The organism is Alcaligenes endophyticus, assembly GCF_026344035.1.
GTDB lineage: Bacteria > Pseudomonadota > Gammaproteobacteria > Burkholderiales > Burkholderiaceae_B > Alcaligenes > Alcaligenes endophyticus.
Map to the genome: position 1 here is coordinate 107,161 of NZ_JAPKND010000010.1, position 22,700 is coordinate 129,860.

A 22,700-nucleotide genomic window follows, 5' to 3' on the forward strand; every position below is an offset into this window, starting at 1 on the left:
TATACCTGCGTAAGTATTAACGTGCTTTTTGTTGCAATAACTTATTAGCTTCTGCTGCGGCTGTGTTCAAAGCGGTAACCGCGGGCTGCTTACCTTCCAACGCGTTTTCTAGGCTTTGCGTAAATACTGCTCGTACTTGACGGTAATTGCGGAAGCTACCTTTTGCAGTGGAAGAGCTACCCGAGCCATACGCCGCAACGATATTTTGCCACTCACCTAAATTACGGTAGTAATCCGCTGGGGTAGCGGCTAAAGCTTCTTTTGTTAGGGGCAAATAGCCTGTTCCTTGGTACCAACGTGCCGCTTGCTCCGGCTGCGCTAACCAAGAAATAAAGCGGGCACTGGCCTGATCGCTTTCTTTGCTATGACCTTTGGTTGCCCATAACGCCGAACCCGTCACAAAAGGTTTACCTGGCGTGCGAGTCACTTCAGGATAGTAAGGTAAGCTTTGTATTGCAAACTTCAACTTAGGCGCTGCAGCATATCCCCCTAAATGACCGGAGTCGGAGAACATTACTGCACACTCGCCCTCGGCGAAACGTCGGGAAGACTGCGACAAGAATTCAGGTCTGACTAAAAGTTCGGACTTGACCCAACTGACCATCATGGAGACATGACGGATATACATCAGGTCAAACTTAAAGCCCTCGGTGTTTTTACCTTTCGCACCTGCCGTCAAACCGTATAGCTGATTATTAACCGCAGCCAAGTTTTCAAGGTTGACCGAAACGGATTGATCCGATGTTAATGGACATTGACGTGAACCATTATTGGCTAGTTCAACCAATTGCCCCTGTAACTCAGACCAAACACGATTTGGGGCCTGCCCTTGCAAACCCGCCTTAGTAAACGCCTCGGTATTATAAAACACCACTGGTACTTCTGCCATATAAGGCAGTGCTTGAAGTTGGCCACGATTATTACGCATAAACGAGTTGTTCGCCAAATACCAAGACACATTACTCAGATTCTGTTGGCCTAGAAGAGTGTGCATAGGCAAAATGTAAGGTCGGTCAGCGACTTCGTGCTGCCCTGACATCTCGCTTAACTGGACTAGGTTAGGCAGGTCTTTAGTGGCCTGCTGATCCAATACAGCGTCTAGCTCTTCATCCGAAGAAAAAGCTCGAACATTCACTTTGACATCTTTCTGGCTACGGTTAAAGCTAGTGACCAGATCGTCAAATTCTTTCTGATTATGTGGGCTCAATGAAGTCCACACAGAGATATCTGTTGCTGCCATGGCAGCAGAAGAAAACAGCGCAGCTGCCGAACAGCTGGCCACCAAAGCTAAGGCGCGCATCGCACCATTAACAATTAACCCGTTACGTGTAGTCATAAATCCTTTAGGATAAAAAAGGAAATTCTGGTTCGGGCTTACGGCCGGATATGATATCGGCCAGGGCCCGGCCGGAGCCGACCCCCATAGTCCAACCTAAAGTGCCGTGCCCAGTGTTCAGATAAAGATTCCGAATACGAGCTTGGCCTATTAGAGGAACATTCGAAGGCGTGGCGGGACGTAATCCCGCCCAATACTGAACATTATCAAAATCTAGCGCGTTTGGGAATAATTCTGCTGCCTGCTGCCGCATAAATTCAATCCGTTTGTCGCTTAAGGCTCGCGAATAAGAAGCTAGCTCAGCTGTCCCTGCCATGCGTAACCGATTGCCTAAGCGGGAGTAGACCACTTTATGCTGCTTGTCAGTCAAACTCACACTAGGGGCCGCCTCGATGTCAAGAATAGTAAAGCTCAAAGAATACCCCTTTGCTGGATAAACCATACAGGGCACCCCTAAGGGCTTTAGGACACTAGGACTAAAACTACCCATCGCCACTACGTAGGCATCCGCACGCTGATGCACATATGCTCCGTCGGGATCAATCAACTCAACCGATTTGATGTCACCTTGTTCGGCAACCAAGCGACTCACCTGATGCTGAAATAAAAACTGCACACCCTGTGCAACAGCTTGTTTTGCCAGCTCGAGAGTAAAAAGATGCGCATCACCTGACTCATCCTCAAGGGTGTAATCTCCACCGGCAATGGAATGAGCTCCATGCGCCAAAGCAGGTTCCAACTGTAGCAACTCATCCGTAGACATAATACGTCTATCTATGCCTAAATCACGCATCAGATCTGACATGCGCTGTGAGGCCTCAAACTCAGCCTCATCACGGTAAAAGGTAATAATACCCCGCTGCTGCTGGTGATAGCGCAGCCCTAACTGATCCCGTAATTGTTGCAAATTATGGCGACTATACTCAGCCATCGTTACCAACGCCCTGATATTGGGCTCTAGCCGAGACGGCATACATTGGCGCAAAAAGTGCCAACACCACTGCCACTGATGCAGGCTTAAGCGCGGTTTAAATAATAAAGGCGCTTGGCTATCTAGCATCCACTTGACGATTTGCCAAGGAGCTTGAGGATTAGCCCACGGCTCAGCATACGAAACTGAAATCTGACCGCCATTCGCCCGTGAGGTTTCTTGCGCAGGGCCAGAGCGGCGATCAACTACCACCACCTCGTGCCCTGCTTGACGAAGCCACCAGGCGGTGGATACACCGATAATCCCACTGCCCAATACCACTACTTTCATGATTTACCTTTTACTGTGTGTCGCTGGGCAGTATGCATAGTCTTTAGTTTTGATCAGCCAAAGAGGTAAATGCATCGGCATAATACTCTTGCTCATCCAAACCACACTGAGTTACAAAGTCGCGCCGCGCGGCCTCTACCATTATGGGCGCACCACAGGCATAAACTTGCCAACCGGCTAAATTTGGATGATCTTGCATCACCGCGTGATGCACAAAACCGGTGCGCCCCTGCCAATTATCGTCGCTTGTCGCCTCGGATATAACTGGTACAAATGACAAGTTAGGCATGTCTTGCATCCAGTGCTCCACGCTAGCTCGGTCGTAAAGATCGCTGGGCTTACGACCACCCCAATACAACACACAAGGGCGCGTACTGCCCGTTTCGCGCAAGCGCATGATTAACGCTTTAATGGGCGCAAAGCCGGTGCCGCTCGCCAAGAAAACAATAGGTGCTGCACTGTCTTCACGTAAAAAGAACGAACCCAGGGGGGCTTCAACCCGAATAATCTCGCGCTCTTTCATGGCAGTAGCACCTGCACCAAAGACATGATCGGTGAACACACCACCAAGCATGTGGCGTATATGCAATTCAACCTGATTATCTTCGCGTGGAGGTGTTGCCATGGAATAACTGCGACGGCTGCCGTCCTTGAGAATGAACTCCAAGTATTGGCCAGGATAATAACGAAATGGTTCAGAGGTTGGCAGTTGCAAACGCAACACCATGACATCGTCAGTCAATTTTTCCATCGCAATAACACGCGCTGGCATCTTGCGTATTTGGATATCACTGGCCATACGTACTTCGTGCGCCTCGATCAGTAAGTCCGAAGTGGGCTTAGCTTGGCAAAACAAGGTAAAACCTTGCTCTCGCTCCTCAGCGCTAATCAGTTGCTCTGGGGCTCGACCCGCATCCACGTCCCCTTCCAACACTTTACCCTTGCAACTAGAACAAGTGCCATTACGGCAACTATAGGGCAGCACAATTCCTGCATCTAACGCTGCATCCAATACAGACTGCCCCGCCTGCACCTGAAACTGATGGCCGCTAGGCTGTACGGTTACCTTAAAACTCATGTCCACCACTCGATTAGCAAAAAAATAAACAGGCCACATAGCAAATGCGGCCCGCCAAAAAAGTAAGTTTACCCTGCTCTAGCTGGCAAGGTCTGGATACCAGCGCTGCAAGATAGGATCGCTAAGTTTAATACCCAAAGCCTTTCCTTTACGCGCTCGCTTGCCCACATACTCGGCTAAGTCCTCGTAACCCAAAGTAATCACTGTGTCTTTACGACGATAAACGCCACGCACTTGGATTCCTTGAGCGCCACCTGCCACATACTGTGCTAGACGATCGCCGTCGTCTAAGCCCATCAGAATCGTGCCACGCCCACCCGCTGGGAGATTTTTCAACTCGCTAAGATCAACCACTAAAAAACGCCCTTTAGCGCTAAGCAAGGCAACATACTGGTCGTCAGATTGCAGGAGCAATGGTTTTAATATGCTCGCTTGTTCTGGCAACGACAAAAACTGCTTACCTGAACGTTGACGCGTGAGTAAATCTTTGTGGCTAGCGGTGAAGCCATAGCCATCACTACTCGCGAAAAGATACAACTGCTCGGGCGCACTGGCTAACATATGGACAATAGGCGCTGCCTGGCTAGTATCTACCATGGCCGTAATGGGTTGACCGTCCCCTCGGGCTGAAGGCAAGTTTGCTACAGGAACCGTGTATACACGGCCCGCTGCGCCAATAGCAACCAAATCGGTCGTGCTACGACATTCTAAGGCATCATAGAGATCATCGCCCGACTTAAAGCTGAACTGCGCAGGATCATGCCCATGACCTTGGCGACAACGCAGCCAGCCTTTGCGTGATACCACCACTGTCACAGGCTCATCAACCACTCGTGTCTCAAGCACGGCACGCTCAGCCACTTCAATCAATGTGCGGCGCTCATCCCCAAAGGTTTTTGCATCCGCCTCAATCTCTCGAATCATCAAACGCTTAAACGCTTTGGGATTATTCAGCAATTCTTGTAACGCTGCCTGCTCTTGACGTCGCTCCTCGAGCTCTTTTTCAATTTTAAACCCTTCTAGACGCGCCAATTGGCGTAAGCGCATCTCTAGGATATCTTCCGCCTGACGTTCCGATAAGTCGTACCGTGACATCAAGGCCTGCTTCGGCTCATCCGACTCACGTATGGTTTGGATGACCTCATCGACGTTCAGGTAGACCACCATACGGCCTTCCAAGACGTGGATGCGATCACTGACCTTATTTAGCCTAAAGTGCGTGCGCTTGAGCATGGTATCACTGCGAAACTGCAGCCATTGCGTCAGAGCATCGCGCAACGAGCGCTGTCCCGGACGGCCGTGGATATCGATACACACTAAGTTAATCGCTACGTTGCCCTCTAAGCCCGTTTGAGCTAATAAGGTAGTAACGAACTCATCGCGGTCAATACGACTAGATTTAGGTTCAAACACTAACCTTACCGCAGCTTGTTTACCAGACTCATCTCGTACTGCATCAAGCAGACTTAACATCAAGGCTTTAGTTTGCTGCTGCTCGGCAGATAAGGTTTTTTTACCCGCCTTAATCTTGGGATTAGTACGCTCTTCGATTTCTTCGAGAATTTTCTGCGATGAGGTTCCCGGCGGTAATTCATGTACGACCAATTGCCATTGGCCACGCGCCATTTCTTCAAACGACCACCGAGCACGAGCTTTCACCGAGCCCCGGCCTTGGGTGTAGATTTGAGCAATGTCTTGAGGAGCCGAAATGATCTGCCCGCCCCCCGCAAAATCAGGGCCCGGCACCAGTTGATACAGATCGTGGTCGCTCATGTTTGGGTCGCGAATTAACGCCACGCAAGCTTGAGCGATCTCGTGCAAATTATGCGAGGGAATCTCTGTGGCCATCCCTACTGCGATACCCGAAGCCCCGTTCAGTAACATAATCGGCAAACGAGCCGGCAAAGTCACAGGCTCTTTCTGGCTACCATCGTAATTGGGAATAAAGTCAACAGTACCTTCATCCAACTCGTCTAGTAACAGCCTAGAAAAAGGCGTTAAACGTGCTTCGGTGTAACGCATGGCAGCCGCATTATCACCATCACGCGAGCCAAAATTACCCTGCCCATCGACCAAGGGATAACGCAACACAAAGTCTTGAGCCATACGCACCATGGCGTCATAGGCCGCCTGATCACCATGTGGGTGATACTTACCTAAAACATCCCCCACTACCCTGGCTGACTTGACCGGCTTAGCCGTTGGCCCTAAGCCCATTGCATGCATGGCATACAAAATGCGGCGTTGCACAGGCTTTTGGCCATCTGTTAAATCAGGTAAGGCACGCCCTCGCACCACTGAGACGGCGTAATCCAAATAAGCCTGCTCGGCATACGCTGCCAAAGTCAGGGAATCGTCGCCACCGTGGGCATCCAATAAATTGCTATTCAAGCTATCCATAGTTCCGTTACTCGTTCGCTACTTTTAGACGTCCACATCGGCTAGATTGCCTTTTTCTTCCAACCAGCTACGACGCTGAGCCGCCTCGCCCTTACCCATTAGCATGGTAAACATGTCTAAGGTAGGCGCTAACCCTTCTGCCCCCCAAGAAACCGGCAGCAAACGTCGAGTATCGGGGTTCATGGTGGTGTCCCACAACTGTTCGGCACTCATTTCGCCTAGTCCCTTAAAACGACTAATACTGACAGACTCCATACGTATGGACTCGGTGGAGATTTTTTCTAACACCGCATCCAACTCGCCCTGATCGAGACAATAGACTTTACGAGCAACACGCTTACCCGCCGCGGGTATATCTACTCGAAAAAGCGGCGGTCGAGCAACGTAGATATGCCCCGCCTCAATGAGTTTGGGAAAATGGCGAAAAAACAAAGTAAGCAGCAACACTTGGATATGAGAACCATCCACGTCCGCATCCGATAAAATACAAATACGCCCATAGCGCAAGCCGCTTAAATCGGGTGTACTGTCCACACTATGCGGATCCACGCCTATTGCCACCGAGATATCATGAATTTCCTGATTGGCAAACAAACGATCCCGGTCTACTTCCCACGAATTTAAAACCTTGCCGCGCAAAGGTAAAATAGCCTGGAACTCTTTATCACGTCCCATTTTTGCAGAGCCACCTGCCGAATCCCCTTCGACTAAAAAAAGCTCTGTACGCGTAATGTCGTGTGACTCACAATCAGTGAGCTTACCAGGCAAAACGGCCACCCCCGAGCTTTTTCGTTTTTCTACTCGCTGGGCCGAGCGCGCACGCGCCTGAGCTTGGCGAATCGCGCTGTCAGCCAGTTTTTTACCCTGCTCTACATTGGCGTGCAAGTAAAGCTCAAGGGCATTACGCGAGTAGCCGCTAACTAGGCGCACGGCATCCCGACTGTTTAAGCGCTCTTTAATTTGCCCCTGAAATTGGGGGTCCAACACTTTTGCAGAAAGCACAAAGCTCGCTCGGGCGAAAACATCCTCAGGTAAAAGCTTTACCCCTTTGGGTATGAGACTGTGTAATTCTGCGAAGTTGCGTACCGCCGTAAACAAACCGTCGCGCAAGCCTGCTTCATGGGTTCCTCCTGCGCTGGTAGGAATCAAGTTGACATACGACTCACGCACCACCGTACCTTCGGTGGTCCAAGCCACTACCCAGTGAGCTCCCTCGCCTTGAGAAAAAGTGTCGTCATCGGCTTGTGCGTATTGCTGCCCCTCAAAAACAGGGATTAACAGCTCTGCCCCCTCAAGTTCTTGTTCGAGATAGCCACGCAAACCATTCTCATAACACCAGTTTTGCTCCTGACCTGTTTTACGGTTAATCAGCTTAACCGTCACCCCGCTCAGCAGCACAGCTTTGCTACGCAAGACATGGGCTAACTGCCCCATCGGTATCTGAGCAGAGTCAAAATAACGCGCATCGGGCCACACGCGCACGCGAGTCCCTGTTTTACGCTTGCCCACCGCCCCAATTACCTGCAAGGGTTGCACCAAATGCCCCCCCTCAAACGCAATGTCATGTGCTTGAGCATCACGCCATATCGTCACTTCTAGGCGAGTAGATAAAGCATTCGTGACCGATACCCCCACTCCGTGTAGCCCACCGGAGAAGGCGTAAGCTCCCCCATCGGCTTTATCAAACTTGCCGCCTGCATGTAAGCGGCTAAATACCAACTCCACCACCGGCGCATGCTCTTCAGGATGTATACCGACAGGAATACCGCGCCCGTCGTCCTCGACCTCTATGCCACCGTCAGCCAGAACAGTGACAGTCAGCGTGCGAGCAAAGCCCGCCAATGCTTCATCGGCGGCGTTATCAATAACCTCTTGCACTATGTGCAAGGGGTTGTCGGTACGGGTGTACATCCCTGGTCGCTGGCGCACAGGCTCCAGCCCTTTCAGGACTCGTATAGATGATTCGTCGTAGCGTGAAGTAGACAAAGTAATCCCAATTAGACAGCGTTCACAAACGCCTATTTTACGGTTAGCAAAGCAAAGGAGGAAACGCTTTATCACTGCATTCACAGTGATAATCCATTCCACAGGGGCCGGTAACAATGTTATCCTGTCAAAAATTGGCAACAAAACCAATCTTAAAGACCATAGAATACATTGTGCTCGGGCTCCACCCCACGTATAGTTTTTGTATCGATTTCTTAACTTTTAGCCTACTGCCATGAGCAATTCCATTAAGCACGTTACCGACGGCTCTTTCGAGACCGATGTCCTGAATGCTGACCTGCCTGTGCTGGTCGATTATTGGGCCCCTTGGTGTGGCCCTTGTAAAATGATTGCACCTTTGCTTGACGAAGCTGCCGAACAATACCAAGGCCGTGTTATCATAGCTAAAGTCAACGTCGACGATAATCCCGAGGCATCTGCCAAATTCGGTGTACGCGGCATTCCTACACTTATGCTGTTTAAAGACGGCAAAGTCACAGAAACTAAAGTAGGTGCCATGTCTAAGTCACAACTTGCTGCATTCCTCGACAATGCCCTGTAACCCTTTCTGATTAATCGCTAATCGCGCGGGTCATCCCTGACCCGCCATTTGCTGGCTAATACCTTTCCCCTCTCATGCACCTCAACGAATTAAAAGCTCTGCACGTCTCGCAGCTGCTAGAAATGGCTGCCACTCTGGAAATTGACAATGCAAACCGCTTGCGCAAGCAAGAACTTATGTTTGCCATCATGAAAAAGCATGCCAAAAAAGGCGAGCAAATTTTCGGCGACGGTGTGCTGGAGGTTCTACCTGATGGCTTCGGTTTTCTACGTTCACCAGAAACCTCTTACCTAGCCAGCACAGATGATATTTACATCTCCCCCTCTCAGATTCGCCGCTTTAACTTACACACCGGCGACTCGATAGAAGGAGAGGTACGCACGCCCAAAGACGGTGAGCGATACTTCGCCTTGGTGAAGGTAGATAAAGTTAACGGCATGCAACCAGAGGCCATCAAACATCGTATTATGTTTGAGAACCTCACGCCTTTGCACCCAGATCAACCCATGATCCTGGAGCGCGATATTAAAAGTGAAGAAAATATAACTGGGCGTATCCTAGATATCTTCTCTCCTATCGGCAAAGGACAACGCGGCCTGATCGTCGCTAGCCCAAAATCAGGTAAAACGGTGATGATGCAGCACATTGCGCATGCCATCACTGCCAACAACCCCGATGCGACCTTGATTGTGCTGCTCGTAGATGAGCGCCCTGAAGAGGTTACCGAAATGCAACGCACCGTGCGCGGTGAAGTCGTGGCCTCCACCTTCGATGAGCCCGCCACTCGTCACGTGCAAGTTGCAGAAATGGTGATTGAGAAAGCTAAACGTTTAGTTGAACTCAAGAAAGACGTCGTCATTCTATTAGACTCCATCACGCGTTTAGCACGTGCTTATAACACCGTGGTCCCTGCCTCTGGCAAAGTGCTTACTGGTGGGGTCGATGCAAACGCCTTACAACGTCCCAAACGCTTCTTTGGTGCTGCCCGTAATTTAGAAGAAGGCGGCTCGTTAACCATTATTGGTACGGCTCTTATTGAGACCGGCAGCCGTATGGACGAAGTAATTTATGAAGAATTCAAAGGCACAGGCAACTCTGAGATTCACTTAGAGCGTCGCTTGGCCGAAAAACGTATTTACCCTGCCATCAACCTGAACAAATCAGGTACTCGCCGAGAAGAGCTGTTAATTAAGCCCGATCTACTACAAAAGATCTGGGTGCTTCGCAAGTTTGTCCACGGCATGGATGAAATCGAAGCAATGGAATTTATCCTGGACAAAATCCGGGCAACAAAAACCAATTCAGAGTTTTTCGAGATGATGAAAAAGTAAATCGGACATTCGTAGGCCTCCCTTAGGGGAGGCCTACTTATCTTGGATGCCCGTAAAAGCTATTGTATCTATCACTAGATACTGGTTTTAACCTACTGAGATCTGGTTCTCCTCCTCAGTCTTAACGACGGAGCTCGAAAATGAAACTACTTTCATTAGAACAATTCCTCGGTAAAGTCCAAGCCCGTGACCCTCATCAGCCTGAATTCATGCAGGCAGTACAAGAGGTGATGACGAGCCTATGGCCGTTTATCGAGAAAAACCCTCACTATGCCGATTACGCCCTACTAGAGCGTTTAGTCGAACCCGAACGAGCTATACAGTTCCGTATAGCTTGGGTTGACGACAAGGGCAATACGCAGGTCAACCGTGGTTTTCGCATTCAACACAATAATGCGATTGGCCCATTTAAAGGTGGCATGCGCTTTCACCCCTCGGTTAATCTATCTATTCTTAAGTTCTTAGCTTTTGAACAAACCTTCAAAAATGCCTTAACCACTTTGCCGATGGGTGGTGGAAAAGGTGGTTCGGACTTCGATCCTAAAGGCAAGTCCAATGGGGAAGTCATGCGTTTTTGCCAAGCTCTTATGCTTGAGCTGCATCGTCACTTAGGCCCTGACACTGACGTTCCTGCTGGTGATATTGGCGTAGGCGGACGCGAGGTTGGCTTTATGGCGGGCATGATGAAAAAGCTCTCCAACCAGGCGGGCTGCGTTTTCACCGGAAAAGACTTAACGTTCGGTGGCAGCTTAATACGGCCCGAAGCGACTGGCTACGGAACAGTATACTTTGCCGAAGAAATGCTCAAGCGTTGTGGGCAATCGATGGCAGGTTTGACCGTCTCTGTCTCTGGCTCGGGTAACGTTGCTCAATATGCCATAGAGAAATGCCTACAATTAGGTGCGAAGGTTCTTACTATTTCGGACTCTCATGGAACTGTGATTGATCCTCAAGGCTTCACGGCTGAGAAACTTGATATCTTGATGGATATTAAAAACAATCAACGTGGTCGCGTCAAAGACTATGCCAACCAACTTGGCTTACAGTACGACGAAGGCAAACGCCCGTGGCATGTACCCGTAGATGTAGCTCTGCCTTGCGCAACCCAAAATGAGCTTGATGAGCATGATGCTGCTACATTGATCAACAACGGTGTGCGCTGTGTTGCGGAAGGAGCTAATATGCCCAGCACTCTACAGGCCGTCGAAGCATTTACCCAAGCGCGTATTTTATATGCACCCGGTAAGGCCAGTAATGCGGGTGGAGTAGCCGTTTCAGGCCTAGAAATGAGTCAGGGAGCTCAACGCTTGGCGTGGACTCGCGATGAAGTCGATCAAAAGTTACATGCCATTATGTGCGACATACACGACAACTGCGTAATCTATGGTGAAGATAGTGAATACATCAACTATGTACACGGAGCGAATATCGCTGCTTTTGTCAAAGTGGCGTCCGCCATGCAGCATCAAGGTGTTTATTAAATTCTGTGTTTTACTCAGTAGTAAAAAAGACCGCCAACGCGGTCTTTTTTATTAAGTTTTACTCACTTCCTGCACCTACTTACCACCGCCAACGCATCGATTACCCTTGCGTACGCCCACCATACTCTGCAAGCTAATACTACGTGACAATGTTATATCCGCCGTCTACATACAGCGTAGCCCCTGTCATCGCACGCGCCCCATCACTTGCTAAAAACACACACAGGGGGGCGACATCGTTCGCTGTCAATGCTCCCACCATAGGTGAGCGTTCAGCGTAATCTGTCACCAAGGCATCAAAGTGATTAATCCCTGAGGCTGCACGCGTCTCAATGGCTCCCGGTGAGATAGCATTCACACGAATTCCGACAGGCCCTAACTCTGCGGCTAAATACCGCACCGCCGATTCTAATGCTGCTTTGACGGGCCCCATCAAGCCATAATTTGGAACAACCCTCTCACTTCCTAAGTAAGACATCGCTACTAGGCTTCCCCCTTGAGACATCAAGGGCGCAGCAAGACGAGCGGCACGAATAAAAGAATGACAAGAAATATCCATTGCCAAAGCAAAACCTTCGCGCGAGCTATCTAGCACCTTGCCATGTAAATCGTCTTTCGGAGCATAGGCAATAGAATGAATAAGAAAGTCCAGACGCCCCCAACGTTGGGCGACAGCGTCGAATACGGCTTCTAGTTGTGCATCGTCGGAGACGTCTAAAGGCATACGCAGATCCACCCCTAACGCATCCAACAACGGTTCCACATAAGTACGTGACTTTTCTGTTTGCCAGGTGGCACCAAGCAGTGCTCCAGCAGCTTGCATCGCCTGAGCACATGGCCAAGCGATACTTTGCTCGTTTGCTATGCCGAGTATCAATCCTTTCTTCCCTTCTAGCGTACACATCTTCTCGCTCCGTTCAATCATGCTCAGGAAAACTCTTCGACCGTTGCCAAGCTCCAGCAACACATTCTTCACCACGTGGCTACCTGCTGTTATGCAACACCTGCTCCACGCTCGTCTAACTTAGGCAGTGAAAAGTAGTCAAGTAAAAGCTATTAACTAGGAAGTAATGCCATGCTCAAAACTTAGTATACACAGGCTAGATTGCAATCAAACGCAGGGCTGATAGCGGCCCTTACAGCATTCAAAACTCAATCGAGAGTCAAGCCGACTCAGTATGCCCAATCATTGCCGTGGGACAGCCATTTCTTGCACCTCTGGTTTATCTAAGGTGCCAGTTAGGTGATAGCGCATTGCCATCCCTTGTGCCAAGGGTTCTTGTAGCAACCATTGAGCAAGAAAAGTACCCAAACCAATAAACGGATTGACTAGTACACCGGCTGCCACCGCGGCTCCGCTCACATCTAATTTCGGATAAACGCTAGCGGTAAAGTCCAGAGCTTCGGTCTCTAATTGCATGTGCCCTTCCAGCTCTATCAACCCTACTGGACCAGCGACGCGATAATCTCGCGCCTGTAGTACACCATCACGAATATCGATACTCCCGCTCCAGTCGTCAAATGGAAAACCTTCTTTGAATAAGCCTGCTGGATTCGAATTGAAGCTGACAAGGCGCGACAAGGACTGTAAGCTGATAAGCTCTAAAATACGTGCTGAACGTGAGCCTACCTGACTAAAACGTCCATTTTGCAAATGCATGGTGAGCTGCCCTTCAAGGTGACGACGTTCTAGACTCCAAGGAAAACCCCGCCAGAATAGTGCCAAGTCTGCATGCCCATGCCCTGCGCTCAACACCCCTGGCAAGCTCAATTGACTCAAGTAGTTTCCTAAGCTTTCTATCTTAGCTTGCGTGCTTAAATGCAAACCTCGTTGCGGCCCACGCAACTGCCAATAACCCTCGCCCTGCAATTGCACTCCCTCGCCATTCAATTCTAATTGTTCTAGCTGCCACTGATGCCCCTCATTTAACGCTCGGCCAACTAAACTTAAGCTGCCCACATTACGCTCATAAAGTGTCAGTTTATCGATGCTCACCTCGATATCGGGAAGGGTCATTTCCTCACTGACCTCTGCCTCTTGCTCAACCTCTGGATTAGCTTGCTCAGTAGACTGAATCTCCTTACGCCCTAGGCTAAGCCGGTTAAAGTGCATTTTCCAACGCCCCACAGGAACCCGACTCTTCATCTGACCCTGCAACATGCCCGCAGTCTGAGCAGAGCTAATATCCAATCTAAAGTGACCGTTGGCCGACTCTTGATTGGTTAACGTCAGCTTATCTAATACAGCCCCCAAAAGGCGGCCCTGCTCGACTTGCACCCGACTGCGTAGCATAGGCGGCAGTAAAGGACGTCCTGCCGCTCCTACTACCGCAGAAGTTGAACGCACCCAAGGTAAGGAAAACTCGTCAACAGCGGTATTCCAGGCATCTAAATCCAAATAGTTATAAATACCATCCACTGTCGTGCCAGACATTGGAAATGGGCCGCTCTTGCCAGCCAAGACTGACATGGCACGAAAAAAAGAGCCGCTGTCATCACCATTAATTCGCTGTAAACGCAAAGTGGTCACTGGATCGCTTTGCAAGCGTATGTCCAACCAGGAGTTCATACCCTCAGCATCAGAGTACCATTTTGCGTTAAGTGGCATCGCTGCCTCCGCTGCTTTACGCAAAGGCGATGGAAAAGCCGACTGCAACCCCACTAAAGTAGATGCAAACTCCATGCCAAAGTGGGCTTGTTCGTCCAGCAGTAACACGGTTTCATAATTCAGCTCACCTTGCAAACGGCGTAAGGCTTGACTGTCAATATAGGCCCCCACGCTTTCCGCCAGTAAACTTCCTTTTAACACTAAGCCTTTGTGACCTGGCTCCATACGCCCCTGTATTGAAACTGGGCCCCCAAGCAGCTTTGCTCGCAAGCCTTTAGCACTGACACCGCGCTCATTGAACAGCAACTCTCCCTGTAGGTCACGCAACCACGGTGCCTCCGGCATCAACTTAACGGCCCCGCCCTTAAACTGCATAGCCCCGGTCACCTGGGTGTCCTCACTGTGAGTAAGGGGTACCGTCAGGTGTAGTGGCACAGACCAAGTGCCTTCACCTTGTGCCTCGTCAAATACATTACCCAGTAATCCGCCTAAAGGCGTTCGCCTCAATAGCGCTAGATAGTTCGCAGCCTTTGCTTGACTATGACCTTGCACTTGCAAGACGGCACCCACTTCAAGATTAGGAATGTCTGCCTGCAACAGCGATAACTGGAGCCCGGCATGCCCCTCTAAGGGCATGTTTGCCTGCTCAGCCTCCAGATGAAGATGGGCGTTCTGCAAACTCACTTTACCAGCCGCCAATTCGACTCGTGGCCATCCCTTTTGCCCAGGCTCAGGAGGCAAATAATCAATTACCACATCTTTAAAAGCCCCCGTTAAGCTGAACTCCCCTCCTAGGCGACGCCCATAAGGAAAGTCATCAATAGCCCCATCTAGCGTCAAATAAGCATCTGACACTCGACCACTAAGTAAGCTTGTCCGCATCCACTCGAGGGCATCAGGCTCTACGGTTAACGGCAAATAATTAACTAAACGCTCTACTCCTAAGTCAGCCACCACCCCTTTAAGCTGCAAATGCCCCGATGAGTCAGGCTCTAACTCACGCCAAGATCCCTGCAAGTCTGCCTGAATATCTTGATTCCGAAGTGCTAACTGCTGCGCCTGCACTTGCCAGCCCTCCGTGCTATCGTAGCCCAGTGCTCCGTGCCAACGTATATCTTGAAGTCCAAGCTCCTCGCTAAACAGCTCCTGCCAACGAAAATATACCTGTTGCCCGTGTAACTGCATCGGGATTGTAACCGCGGGTCCGTTCTGTTTAATTAAGGCAAGGTAATCAGCGAACGGCGCCGCTGTATAAAAACGCAGCAGGGAAGCACTCACGCCATCGCGCTCTTCATCACGCCAACGACCATCCTGCAACACCACCTCTGTACTCAGCCTGCCCCACTGCGCGTCAGAAAAATCCATGCTAGCTTGAAGATCTACTCGCCCTGAGCGCAACGCCTTTGGCATACTTAACCACGGTGCTAACGCCAGCAAATCCAGATTACTTAACTCAAGATGGATGCGCCCCCGATAATCCAATAAGGAGGCAGCCTCCTGCGGAAGGGATGTGTCTGGCAAGGCATTGACACGCACAGTCAACTGCTGCGCCATATCAGCAGGAGGAACAGCGCTCAACATGAACTTATGTTCTTTGCCTCGCCTTAGCCACTCAAGATGCACTTGCTGCAGGCTTAATGTCGGCGCCCTCGAATACTCATCTGTCCAGCGCACACTGCTATTGCTAATACTGATGTGTCGTTGACGGGCCAGCCACAGCAAAGCAGGCTCTAACGATGCATTGTTAGTGTTAGTAGTGCTATTGAGTGCATGATTCAACAGCCACCAGTTCCCCTGCTCATCTCGTCGCACATCCAGTTGCAGGCCCTCAGTATAAAAATACTGGAATACTGGATGGCCTTCAAAAAAACTACGCCAACTCAGGCCCGCGCTAAGCTCGGGCAAACGTAAAAATTCTTCATCACTATCTGGATCACGTATGACTAAATTTGTAAATTCAATCTTTGGATTCAGGCCACGCCAATCGGCACTTAATCGCCCCAGCTCTATATTTAAGCTCAACTGCTGACCAATATAAGCAACAATTTGCGGTCGATAATGATCAATATGGGGTAACAAGTAATAACGTAAGCCCAATACACCCATCGCTAATACCAAAAACAGCACCAGCAGGATGTAGCGCGCTACCCGCCATACGTTTATACGCATAGAGTTATGCTCAGGCTAAAGGCTAAAGACTTGACCTGCACGAAAGTTCTTTTTTCGTGTAAGGTAATTTGCTCGCTACAGGAAATCATTACGCCTACTATCTTAATATCACGTCTATTACTCATGTCCTCAGCCATTATATTGAAACCTGCCCTTGAATGGTCAGGTCCCTTGCAACGTAAAGTACAAGGCCACCCGCAGTTTGCACACTGGCTAAGTCAAGCCGTTGAGCAGCCTGTTACGGCTGAGCGTATTAAGCAATGGCTGCAAGAGCTGCACGCAGAATTACCCGCCGAGACCGCCTCACCGTTAAATCAGCTTCTACGTCAGTTGCGGGCCAGGGTGTTCTTCTGTCTTATGTGTAGAGACATTGCAGGCATCGCCCCGCTAGAAGAAGTTATGCTAGCCATGTCAGATTTAGCTGATCTTGCGCTCCAACAAGCCTATCACTATACGGCAGAACAACTGGGGCAAGTGCACGGCCATCCGATACAATCCGATACAGGATTACCCCAAGAAATGCTCATTCTAGGCATGGGTAAGCTGGGAGGACGAGAGCTCAACGTATCCTCTGATATTGACCTTATTATGCTGTATGAGCAAGACGGGGAGACATCTGGACGGCGCCCCATTAGCTATCACGAGTTTTACGGTCGCCTCACACAACGCATGATGCCCTTGCTGTCGGACATCAACGCCTACGGCCAAGTGTTTCGTACCGACTTACGGCTGCGCCCCGATGGTGATGCAGGGCCACTGGCCTGGAGCATGGCAGCATTGGAGAAGTACCTGCTTAATCAAGGTCGGGAATGGGAACGCTATGCTTGGATTAAGGCGCGCCCCATTGCCACCCAAGCCTATGAAAATAGCGACAATAGCAGCGTGCTGCACTACTTCGAATCGCTGCGCACCCCTTTTGTTTATCGCAAATACTTTGACTTTGATGCGCTCGCAGCCTTACGTCATTTACGTGAGCGCATACGCCAAGACTGGCACCGCAAAGCACTTGCCCGTAACGGTGCCCAAGCGCGTGAAAACATTAAATTAGGCGATGGCGGCATACGCGAGATTGAATTTGTCGTGCAGCTCAACCAGCTTATACGAGGCGGGCGCCAACCCTCCTTACAAAAGGAAAACCTGTTGCTTGCTTTACAACGTCAAGAAAACGCAAACCTCCTGGATAGCTCCGTTTGCCTGCAACTGCGACAAGCCTATCGTTTTTTGCGCCAAGTAGAACACCGGCTGCAATACCGTGAGGATGAGCAAACTCATATGCTCCCCCAAAACCCAGGATTACGAGTCAAGCTGGCTGAAAGCATGCTCATGGAACCAGAGGAGTTTGAAACGCGCTTGCGTCAACATCGCGAGTTCGTAGCAGATACCTTCAAAGATGCTTTTCGTTTGGCCGGTATGGGGGAAGAACAGCCGGCTAAGGCCTGTGGCACGGAGCCGATCCCGGAAACTTCCCATGGCATACAGCAAGAAGTAGAAGGACTTATTGAGGGACTTCTGCAAACCCATAAAATTCGAAGCCTCCCGCATGCCAGCCGGGAACGCCTAGAACGTTTACTCCCCTTATTACATACACAAGCGCTACAAAGCCCCGATCCTGTTAGTACCGCAAGACGTTTACTTAACCTGGTCGATAGTGTCGCTCAACGTAGTGCCTACCTAGCATTAATGGCTGAATTCCCCGAAACCTTAGCGCGTGTTACACGTATTGTTTCGGCCAGTTCTTGGGCATCACAGTACTTATGCCAATATCCGATTTTGCTTGATGGCTTAATTGAGTGGCATAGTTTGATGCAAGGCCCAAATTTTGAAGAGCTTGCACAACAAATGCGGCACGAGCTGGATGCCTGCCAACTACCCGACGGCAAACCAGATATAGAACTGCAAATGAACTGGATGCGTGACGTACAACACCAGGTCACTTTTCAATTATTAGCACAAGACCTGGAAGGCAAACTAAGTGTGGAAGTTCTCGCCGATCAACTCTCGGCTCTTGCCGATATGTTGCTCACGGAAACGTTATATCGTACTTGGCCGCTTACCCTAGCTCGAGGTCAAAATGAAACCCTTGCCACCCCTAATTTTGCAGTGCTGGCGTATGGTAAATTAGGCGGTAAAGAAATCGGTTACGCCTCCGACTTAGATCTCGTCTTTTTGTATGACGATCCCGAACAAGAAAACGTAGAGCGCTACATTAAACTGGCCCGCCGCATGACCAGTTGGCTCTCCACCTTAACGTCGTCTGGACGGCTATACGAGATTGATCTGCGTCTGCGCCCCGATGGCGATGCCGGTTTACTCGCCGTGAGCGTTGATGCTTTCGAGCAATATCAACTCAGCAAAGCATGGTCCTGGGAACATCAAGCGATTAGCCGAGCTCGCTTGGTCTGCGGGCCAGAACACCTACGAACCCGGTTCGAGAGCCTGCGCACTCGCTTACTCTTGATGCCTCGTAATAGCGAGCAGTTACGGGCTGATATACGCGACATGCGAGCCAAAATTACTCTAGGGCACCCGAATCGTAGTGAACTATTCGACCTGAAACATGATCGAGGCGGTATGGTGGACGTAGAGTTCATCACTCAGTATTTAGTGCTCAACTATAGCCGTAGCTACCCGGCTTTACTCGGCAATTTAGGGAATATTGCTTTGCTGGGCATCGCCGCCCAAGCACAACTTATCCCCACTTCACTCGCCGAAAAAGTAGCGCAAGCCTATCGTCTTTTCCGCCGTGAGCAACATGCCTTGCGCTTAGAGGGTGCAGAAAAGGCACGTATAGACCCTAAACGCCTCACACAAGAGCGCCAAGCAGTACAACAGCTTTGGGATAAAGTAATTGGCGTTTAGAATAGAGCTTATCTTTCTATTAATCTTCAGCTCAACCTTGCCTTGGGCAGTTTGAGTTTACGCTTATTATTGCTTGCTTATGTCCCAGACCTCTGTACAACGGCCGGTTCTTAGCCTCCCTGAAAAGCGCAAAAAAATGCTTTTGCACTCCTGTTGCGCACCTTGCTCCGGCGAAGTCATGGAAGCCTTGGCAGCTTCGGGGATTGAATACACTATCTTCTTTTACAACCCTAACATCCATCCTGTAAAAGAATATGAGATCCGTAAACAAGAAAACATTCGTTTTGCTGAAAAAAACAATATTGAGTTTATCGACGCTGATTACGACGTTGATAATTGGTTTGAACGCGTCAAAGGTTTAGAAAATGAGCCCGAGCGTGGCGAGCGTTGTACTGTGTGCTTTGACATGCGTTTTGAGCGCACTGCCCTCTATGCCCACGAACACGGTTATGACACTATTTCTAGCGTACTAGGCATATCGCGCTGGAAAGATATGGAACAGATTAATGGCTGTGGTGAGCGCGCCGCAGCACGTTATCCAGAACTCATGTACTGGACCTATAACTGGCGCAAAGACGGTGGCTCGCAACGTATGCTGGAAATCAGCAAGCGAGAACATTTCTACCAACAAGAATATTGTGGCTGTGTCTACTCTTTACGCGACACTAACCGTTGGCGCCGTTCACGTGGGCGTGAGCGAATTAAAATCGGGGTGAAATTTTATGGTCGAGGTGAAGTGCCACCTAGCCCCATACCCGGTGAAAAAGCATAACTTTAAATAAAAAAGGCTGTTAAACAACAGCCTTTTTTATTTTCCATTACAGAAAGCCTCGTAAAAATAGGCCTTACAAATCTGTATCGGGGTTAATTCCCCACCAGCGGTATATCTGTCTGTAGTGATATTCTAAAGCGTCCACCGCGCGCTGGGCCTGCCCTTCTGAGATAGCGGTCAATATCTCAATATGCTCTTTAAAGGCGGGTACCAAGCGATCCGGATGAATTGGACGGGTGTTATACATAATCGTCAGTTTGTCGCGATTCAGCGTATAAATGGCCTGAGCTTCGGGATTTTTCATCCCTGATACTAATAACTCATGCATTTGCCAATCTAAACCAGTGGCACGCCACTGCAAATCGCTATTCACGTCAACAATCAATGACTCATCAATAATTGCTTGATGCTGCTGTATCAAACCATGCAATAAACCCTGGTTAGGGCGAGCGGCTAGGCGCCGCGCTCCTTCTTGGTCAAACAGGCAACGTATCCCTAGGCACTCCTTGGCGTGCGTGGGGTTAGCTTCCAGCACTAACACACCACGCTTAGGCACAATAGATACTAAGCCTAACGCCGCCGCTTTTTGCACCGCTTCACGCATGGGCGCAAGCGGAAAACCGGTTTGCTCCACCAACGCTGATATAGAAACAAACTGCCCTGAACGCAAACCATCTGTACGCAATAAATGACGTATGCATTCGAAGGCTTGATCAGCAAGCAACACTGAGGCAGTTTGTTTATTCATCATATTGTTATATCTCTTACTCTAAGAAAGGCACAAAGCCACCGCTTCTCCAACCTGCGTAGTGCTTGCCGTGCCACCTAAATCTGGTGTTCTTGGACCGTGCTCCAGCACCTGCTCAATGGCCTTGATAATATCATCGTGGGCCGCATCATAGGCGGTGTCACCGTCCCCCAAGAACTGTAACATCATTGCACCAGACCAAATCATACCTATTGGGTTAGCAATATTTTTGCCATAGATGTCGGGGGCTGAACCATGCACTGGCTCAAACAACGAGGGGAAGGTCCGCTCAGGGTTCAAGTTAGCAGAAGGAGCAATACCAACCGTACCCGCGCAAGCAGGGCCTAAGTCAGACAAGATATCCCCGAACAAGTTAGATGCCACCACCACATCGAACTGCTCAGGACGCAGCACAAAACGAGCCGCCATGATGTCAATATGATGCTTATCCCAGCGTACATCAGGATACTGCTCAGCCATATATTCCAAACGCTCATCCCAATACGGCATGCTTACTGCCAAGCCGTTAGATTTTGTCGCCGAACTCAGATGTTTTTTAGGACGATTTTTTGCGACCTCAAACGCATACTTCAATACCCTGTCTACCCCAATACGGGTGAAGACAGACTCCTGCAACACCACTTCGCGCTCAGTACCGCTAAATAAGCGCCCCCCTACATCCGTATATTCGCCTTCGGTATTCTCACGCACCACCACAAAATCAATATCACCGATCTGCTTGCCTGCCAAAGGGCAAGGCACACCTGGCATCAAACGCACAGGACGCAAGTTAATATATTGATCAAAACCGCGACGGAACTGTAACAACGACCCCCACAAAGATACGTGATCAGGAATCACATCAGGCCAACCCACAGCACCAAAGTAAATCGCATCAAAACCCCGTAAACGCTCAAACCAATCACTGGGCAACATAGTGCCATGCTCAGCATAGTACTCTGCGCTTGACCAATCTAAGTGTTCAAACTCCAAGCCTATTCCATGACGACGTGCAGCGGCTTCAATGACTCGCAGACCCTCAGGCATTACCTCTTTACCGATGCCATCCCCTGCCATTACTGCAATTTTATGTACTTTCATTGTATTCAATCCTTGTTTACTCACTCGCTAAACTTAGTCGTTGCAAAGCCTGCTCGCTCTGAGCGCCTGACAATGCCAACATCAAACGTAAACGTGCTTTACGCGCCGATAAGTCAGAGGCTAAATACACCCCTGCGTCGCGCAATTCTTGCATACAGCCCGGGAAATCATAAGCAGGCGCCAAAGGGCCCTGCGCGCAACCTGTGCTCAACGCTAGCACTGCGCCCTGCTCCACCAGCTCTCGAATCACTGGCATCCACGAAGGCGGAACATGGCCTCGACCCACTGCTTCCAGTACTACCCCTACAGCCCCCGACGCGACACTTGCTGCCAACTGCTCAGGTCCAGCTCCAAGACTGACCGAAACAATATCGACTCGCGGCAATACCGTGCCAGGAACTAAAGTAGCAGGCAAATGAGGGCGTTGAAATAAGGTGACTTTGGCACCATCTATGTACCCCAAATGACCAAAGCCTGGTGCATCGAAACCATGCAACTGAAAGCTATTCACTTTACGCACATGATTGGCACTAAAAATAGACTCGTTAAATACCACTAATACGCCTGCGCCATGCACCTGATCACTGGCCGCTACTTTAATCGCTGCCGCCAAGTTTGCATAGGCATCCGTACCCAACGCATGGGGAGGACGCTGCGAGCCTGTCACAACAACTGGGCATAAGTCATGCGGCAAACTAGACTGTAAAAAGAAAGCCGTATCCTCTAAAGTGTCGGTACCATGCGTCAACACTATCCCTGCCACTTCGGGCTTCGCGGCAAAGGCTAAACATTGTTCACGCAAAAGCAGCAAGTCCTCTAATGACAATGCATTACTGGGCTTTTGCAATACCGAATGCACCTGAACTTGCATTGTGCTTGGTAGAGACAACTGACTGACTAACTCCTCACCCGTCAACTGCCCTGCTTGACTACGCCCGTCCTCACCACGACGACTTGCAATTGTCCCACCTGTAGACAATACAACTATACTTTTACTCATTACTTTCC

The 22,700-nt window shown here is 49.8% G+C and carries 15 protein-coding genes; 5 read left to right on the top strand and 10 right to left on the bottom strand.

Annotation, left to right across the window (positions count from 1 at the left end; translation table 11 throughout):
* Nucleotides 1–16: 16 nt before the first annotated feature.
* From OSH01_RS15320 to OSH01_RS15340, 5 genes are all read right to left on the bottom strand, one after another.
* Nucleotides 17–1,336: an extracellular solute-binding protein gene (locus tag OSH01_RS15320; protein WP_266124999.1), complete on the bottom strand. Its 1,320-nt coding sequence runs from the start codon at nt 1,334–1,336 to the stop codon at nt 17–19.
* A 7-nt stretch (nt 1,337–1,343) separates the two neighbouring features.
* Nucleotides 1,344–2,597, bottom strand: coding sequence for a D-amino acid dehydrogenase (locus tag OSH01_RS15325; RefSeq protein WP_266125000.1), 1,254 nt, complete (start codon nt 2,595–2,597; stop codon nt 1,344–1,346).
* A 43-nt stretch (nt 2,598–2,640) separates the two neighbouring features.
* Nucleotides 2,641–3,675 (bottom strand): CDP-6-deoxy-delta-3,4-glucoseen reductase, encoded by a 1,035-nt coding sequence (locus tag OSH01_RS15330; RefSeq protein ID WP_266125001.1) that lies wholly within the window; start codon nt 3,673–3,675, stop codon nt 2,641–2,643.
* 78 nt (nt 3,676–3,753) lie between these two features.
* Nucleotides 3,754–6,075, bottom strand: a complete 2,322-nt coding sequence (parC, locus tag OSH01_RS15335) for a DNA topoisomerase IV subunit A (RefSeq protein ID WP_266125002.1) — start codon at nt 6,073–6,075, stop codon at nt 3,754–3,756.
* 24 nt (nt 6,076–6,099) lie between these two features.
* Nucleotides 6,100–8,061 (bottom strand): DNA topoisomerase IV subunit B, encoded by a 1,962-nt coding sequence (locus OSH01_RS15340; RefSeq protein ID WP_290459116.1) that lies wholly within the window; start codon nt 8,059–8,061, stop codon nt 6,100–6,102.
* 235 nt (nt 8,062–8,296) lie between these two features.
* Here OSH01_RS15340 and trxA point away from each other — a divergent pair, with 235 nt between their 5' ends.
* From trxA to gdhA, 3 genes are all read left to right on the top strand, one after another.
* Nucleotides 8,297–8,623: a thioredoxin TrxA gene (gene trxA, locus OSH01_RS15345; protein WP_266125003.1), complete on the top strand. Its 327-nt coding sequence runs from the start codon at nt 8,297–8,299 to the stop codon at nt 8,621–8,623.
* A gap of 74 nt (nt 8,624–8,697) precedes the next feature.
* Nucleotides 8,698–9,954, top strand: coding sequence for a transcription termination factor Rho (gene rho, locus OSH01_RS15350; protein ID WP_266125004.1), 1,257 nt, complete (start codon nt 8,698–8,700; stop codon nt 9,952–9,954).
* 140 nt (nt 9,955–10,094) lie between these two features.
* A complete protein-coding gene (gene gdhA, locus OSH01_RS15355; protein WP_266125005.1) occupies nt 10,095–11,435 on the top strand; it encodes an NADP-specific glutamate dehydrogenase in 1,341 nt (446 codons plus the stop codon).
* Between the two features lie 139 nt (nt 11,436–11,574).
* Here gdhA and fabI read toward each other — a convergent pair whose 3' ends face one another.
* Together fabI and OSH01_RS15365 are read right to left on the bottom strand one after the other, a co-directional pair.
* Entirely contained in the window at nt 11,575–12,339 is a 765-nt protein-coding gene (gene fabI, locus OSH01_RS15360; RefSeq protein WP_266125006.1) for an enoyl-ACP reductase FabI, read from the bottom strand.
* 282 nt (nt 12,340–12,621) lie between these two features.
* The gene (locus tag OSH01_RS15365; RefSeq protein WP_266125007.1) at nt 12,622–16,212 is read right to left on the bottom strand and encodes a YhdP family phospholipid transporter; all 3,591 of its coding nucleotides are present in this window, start codon (nt 16,210–16,212) and stop codon (nt 12,622–12,624) included.
* A gap of 123 nt (nt 16,213–16,335) precedes the next feature.
* Between OSH01_RS15365 and glnE the strand changes: the two genes are divergently transcribed.
* Complete coding sequence (gene glnE / locus OSH01_RS15370; RefSeq protein ID WP_266125008.1) at nt 16,336–19,071, top strand: bifunctional [glutamate--ammonia ligase]-adenylyl-L-tyrosine phosphorylase/[glutamate--ammonia-ligase] adenylyltransferase; 2,736 nt, start codon at nt 16,336–16,338, stop codon at nt 19,069–19,071.
* A gap of 79 nt (nt 19,072–19,150) precedes the next feature.
* Nucleotides 19,151–19,843 (top strand): epoxyqueuosine reductase QueH, encoded by a 693-nt coding sequence (locus OSH01_RS15375; protein ID WP_266125009.1) that lies wholly within the window; start codon nt 19,151–19,153, stop codon nt 19,841–19,843.
* Between the two features lie 73 nt (nt 19,844–19,916).
* On the opposite strand, the gene OSH01_RS15380 is transcribed toward OSH01_RS15375, so the two are convergent.
* From OSH01_RS15380 to OSH01_RS15390, 3 genes are read right to left on the bottom strand one after another with little or no spacing between them, the layout of a single operon-like run.
* Entirely contained in the window at nt 19,917–20,594 is a 678-nt protein-coding gene (locus OSH01_RS15380) for a GntR family transcriptional regulator (protein ID WP_266125010.1), read from the bottom strand.
* Nucleotides 20,595–20,612: 18 nt separating this feature from the next.
* Complete coding sequence (locus OSH01_RS15385) at nt 20,613–21,692, bottom strand: tartrate dehydrogenase (protein ID WP_266125011.1); 1,080 nt, start codon at nt 21,690–21,692, stop codon at nt 20,613–20,615.
* Nucleotides 21,693–21,708: 16 nt separating this feature from the next.
* Nucleotides 21,709–22,692: an asparaginase gene (locus tag OSH01_RS15390; RefSeq protein WP_266125012.1), complete on the bottom strand. Its 984-nt coding sequence runs from the start codon at nt 22,690–22,692 to the stop codon at nt 21,709–21,711.
* Between the last annotated feature and the right edge of the window lie 8 nt (nt 22,693–22,700).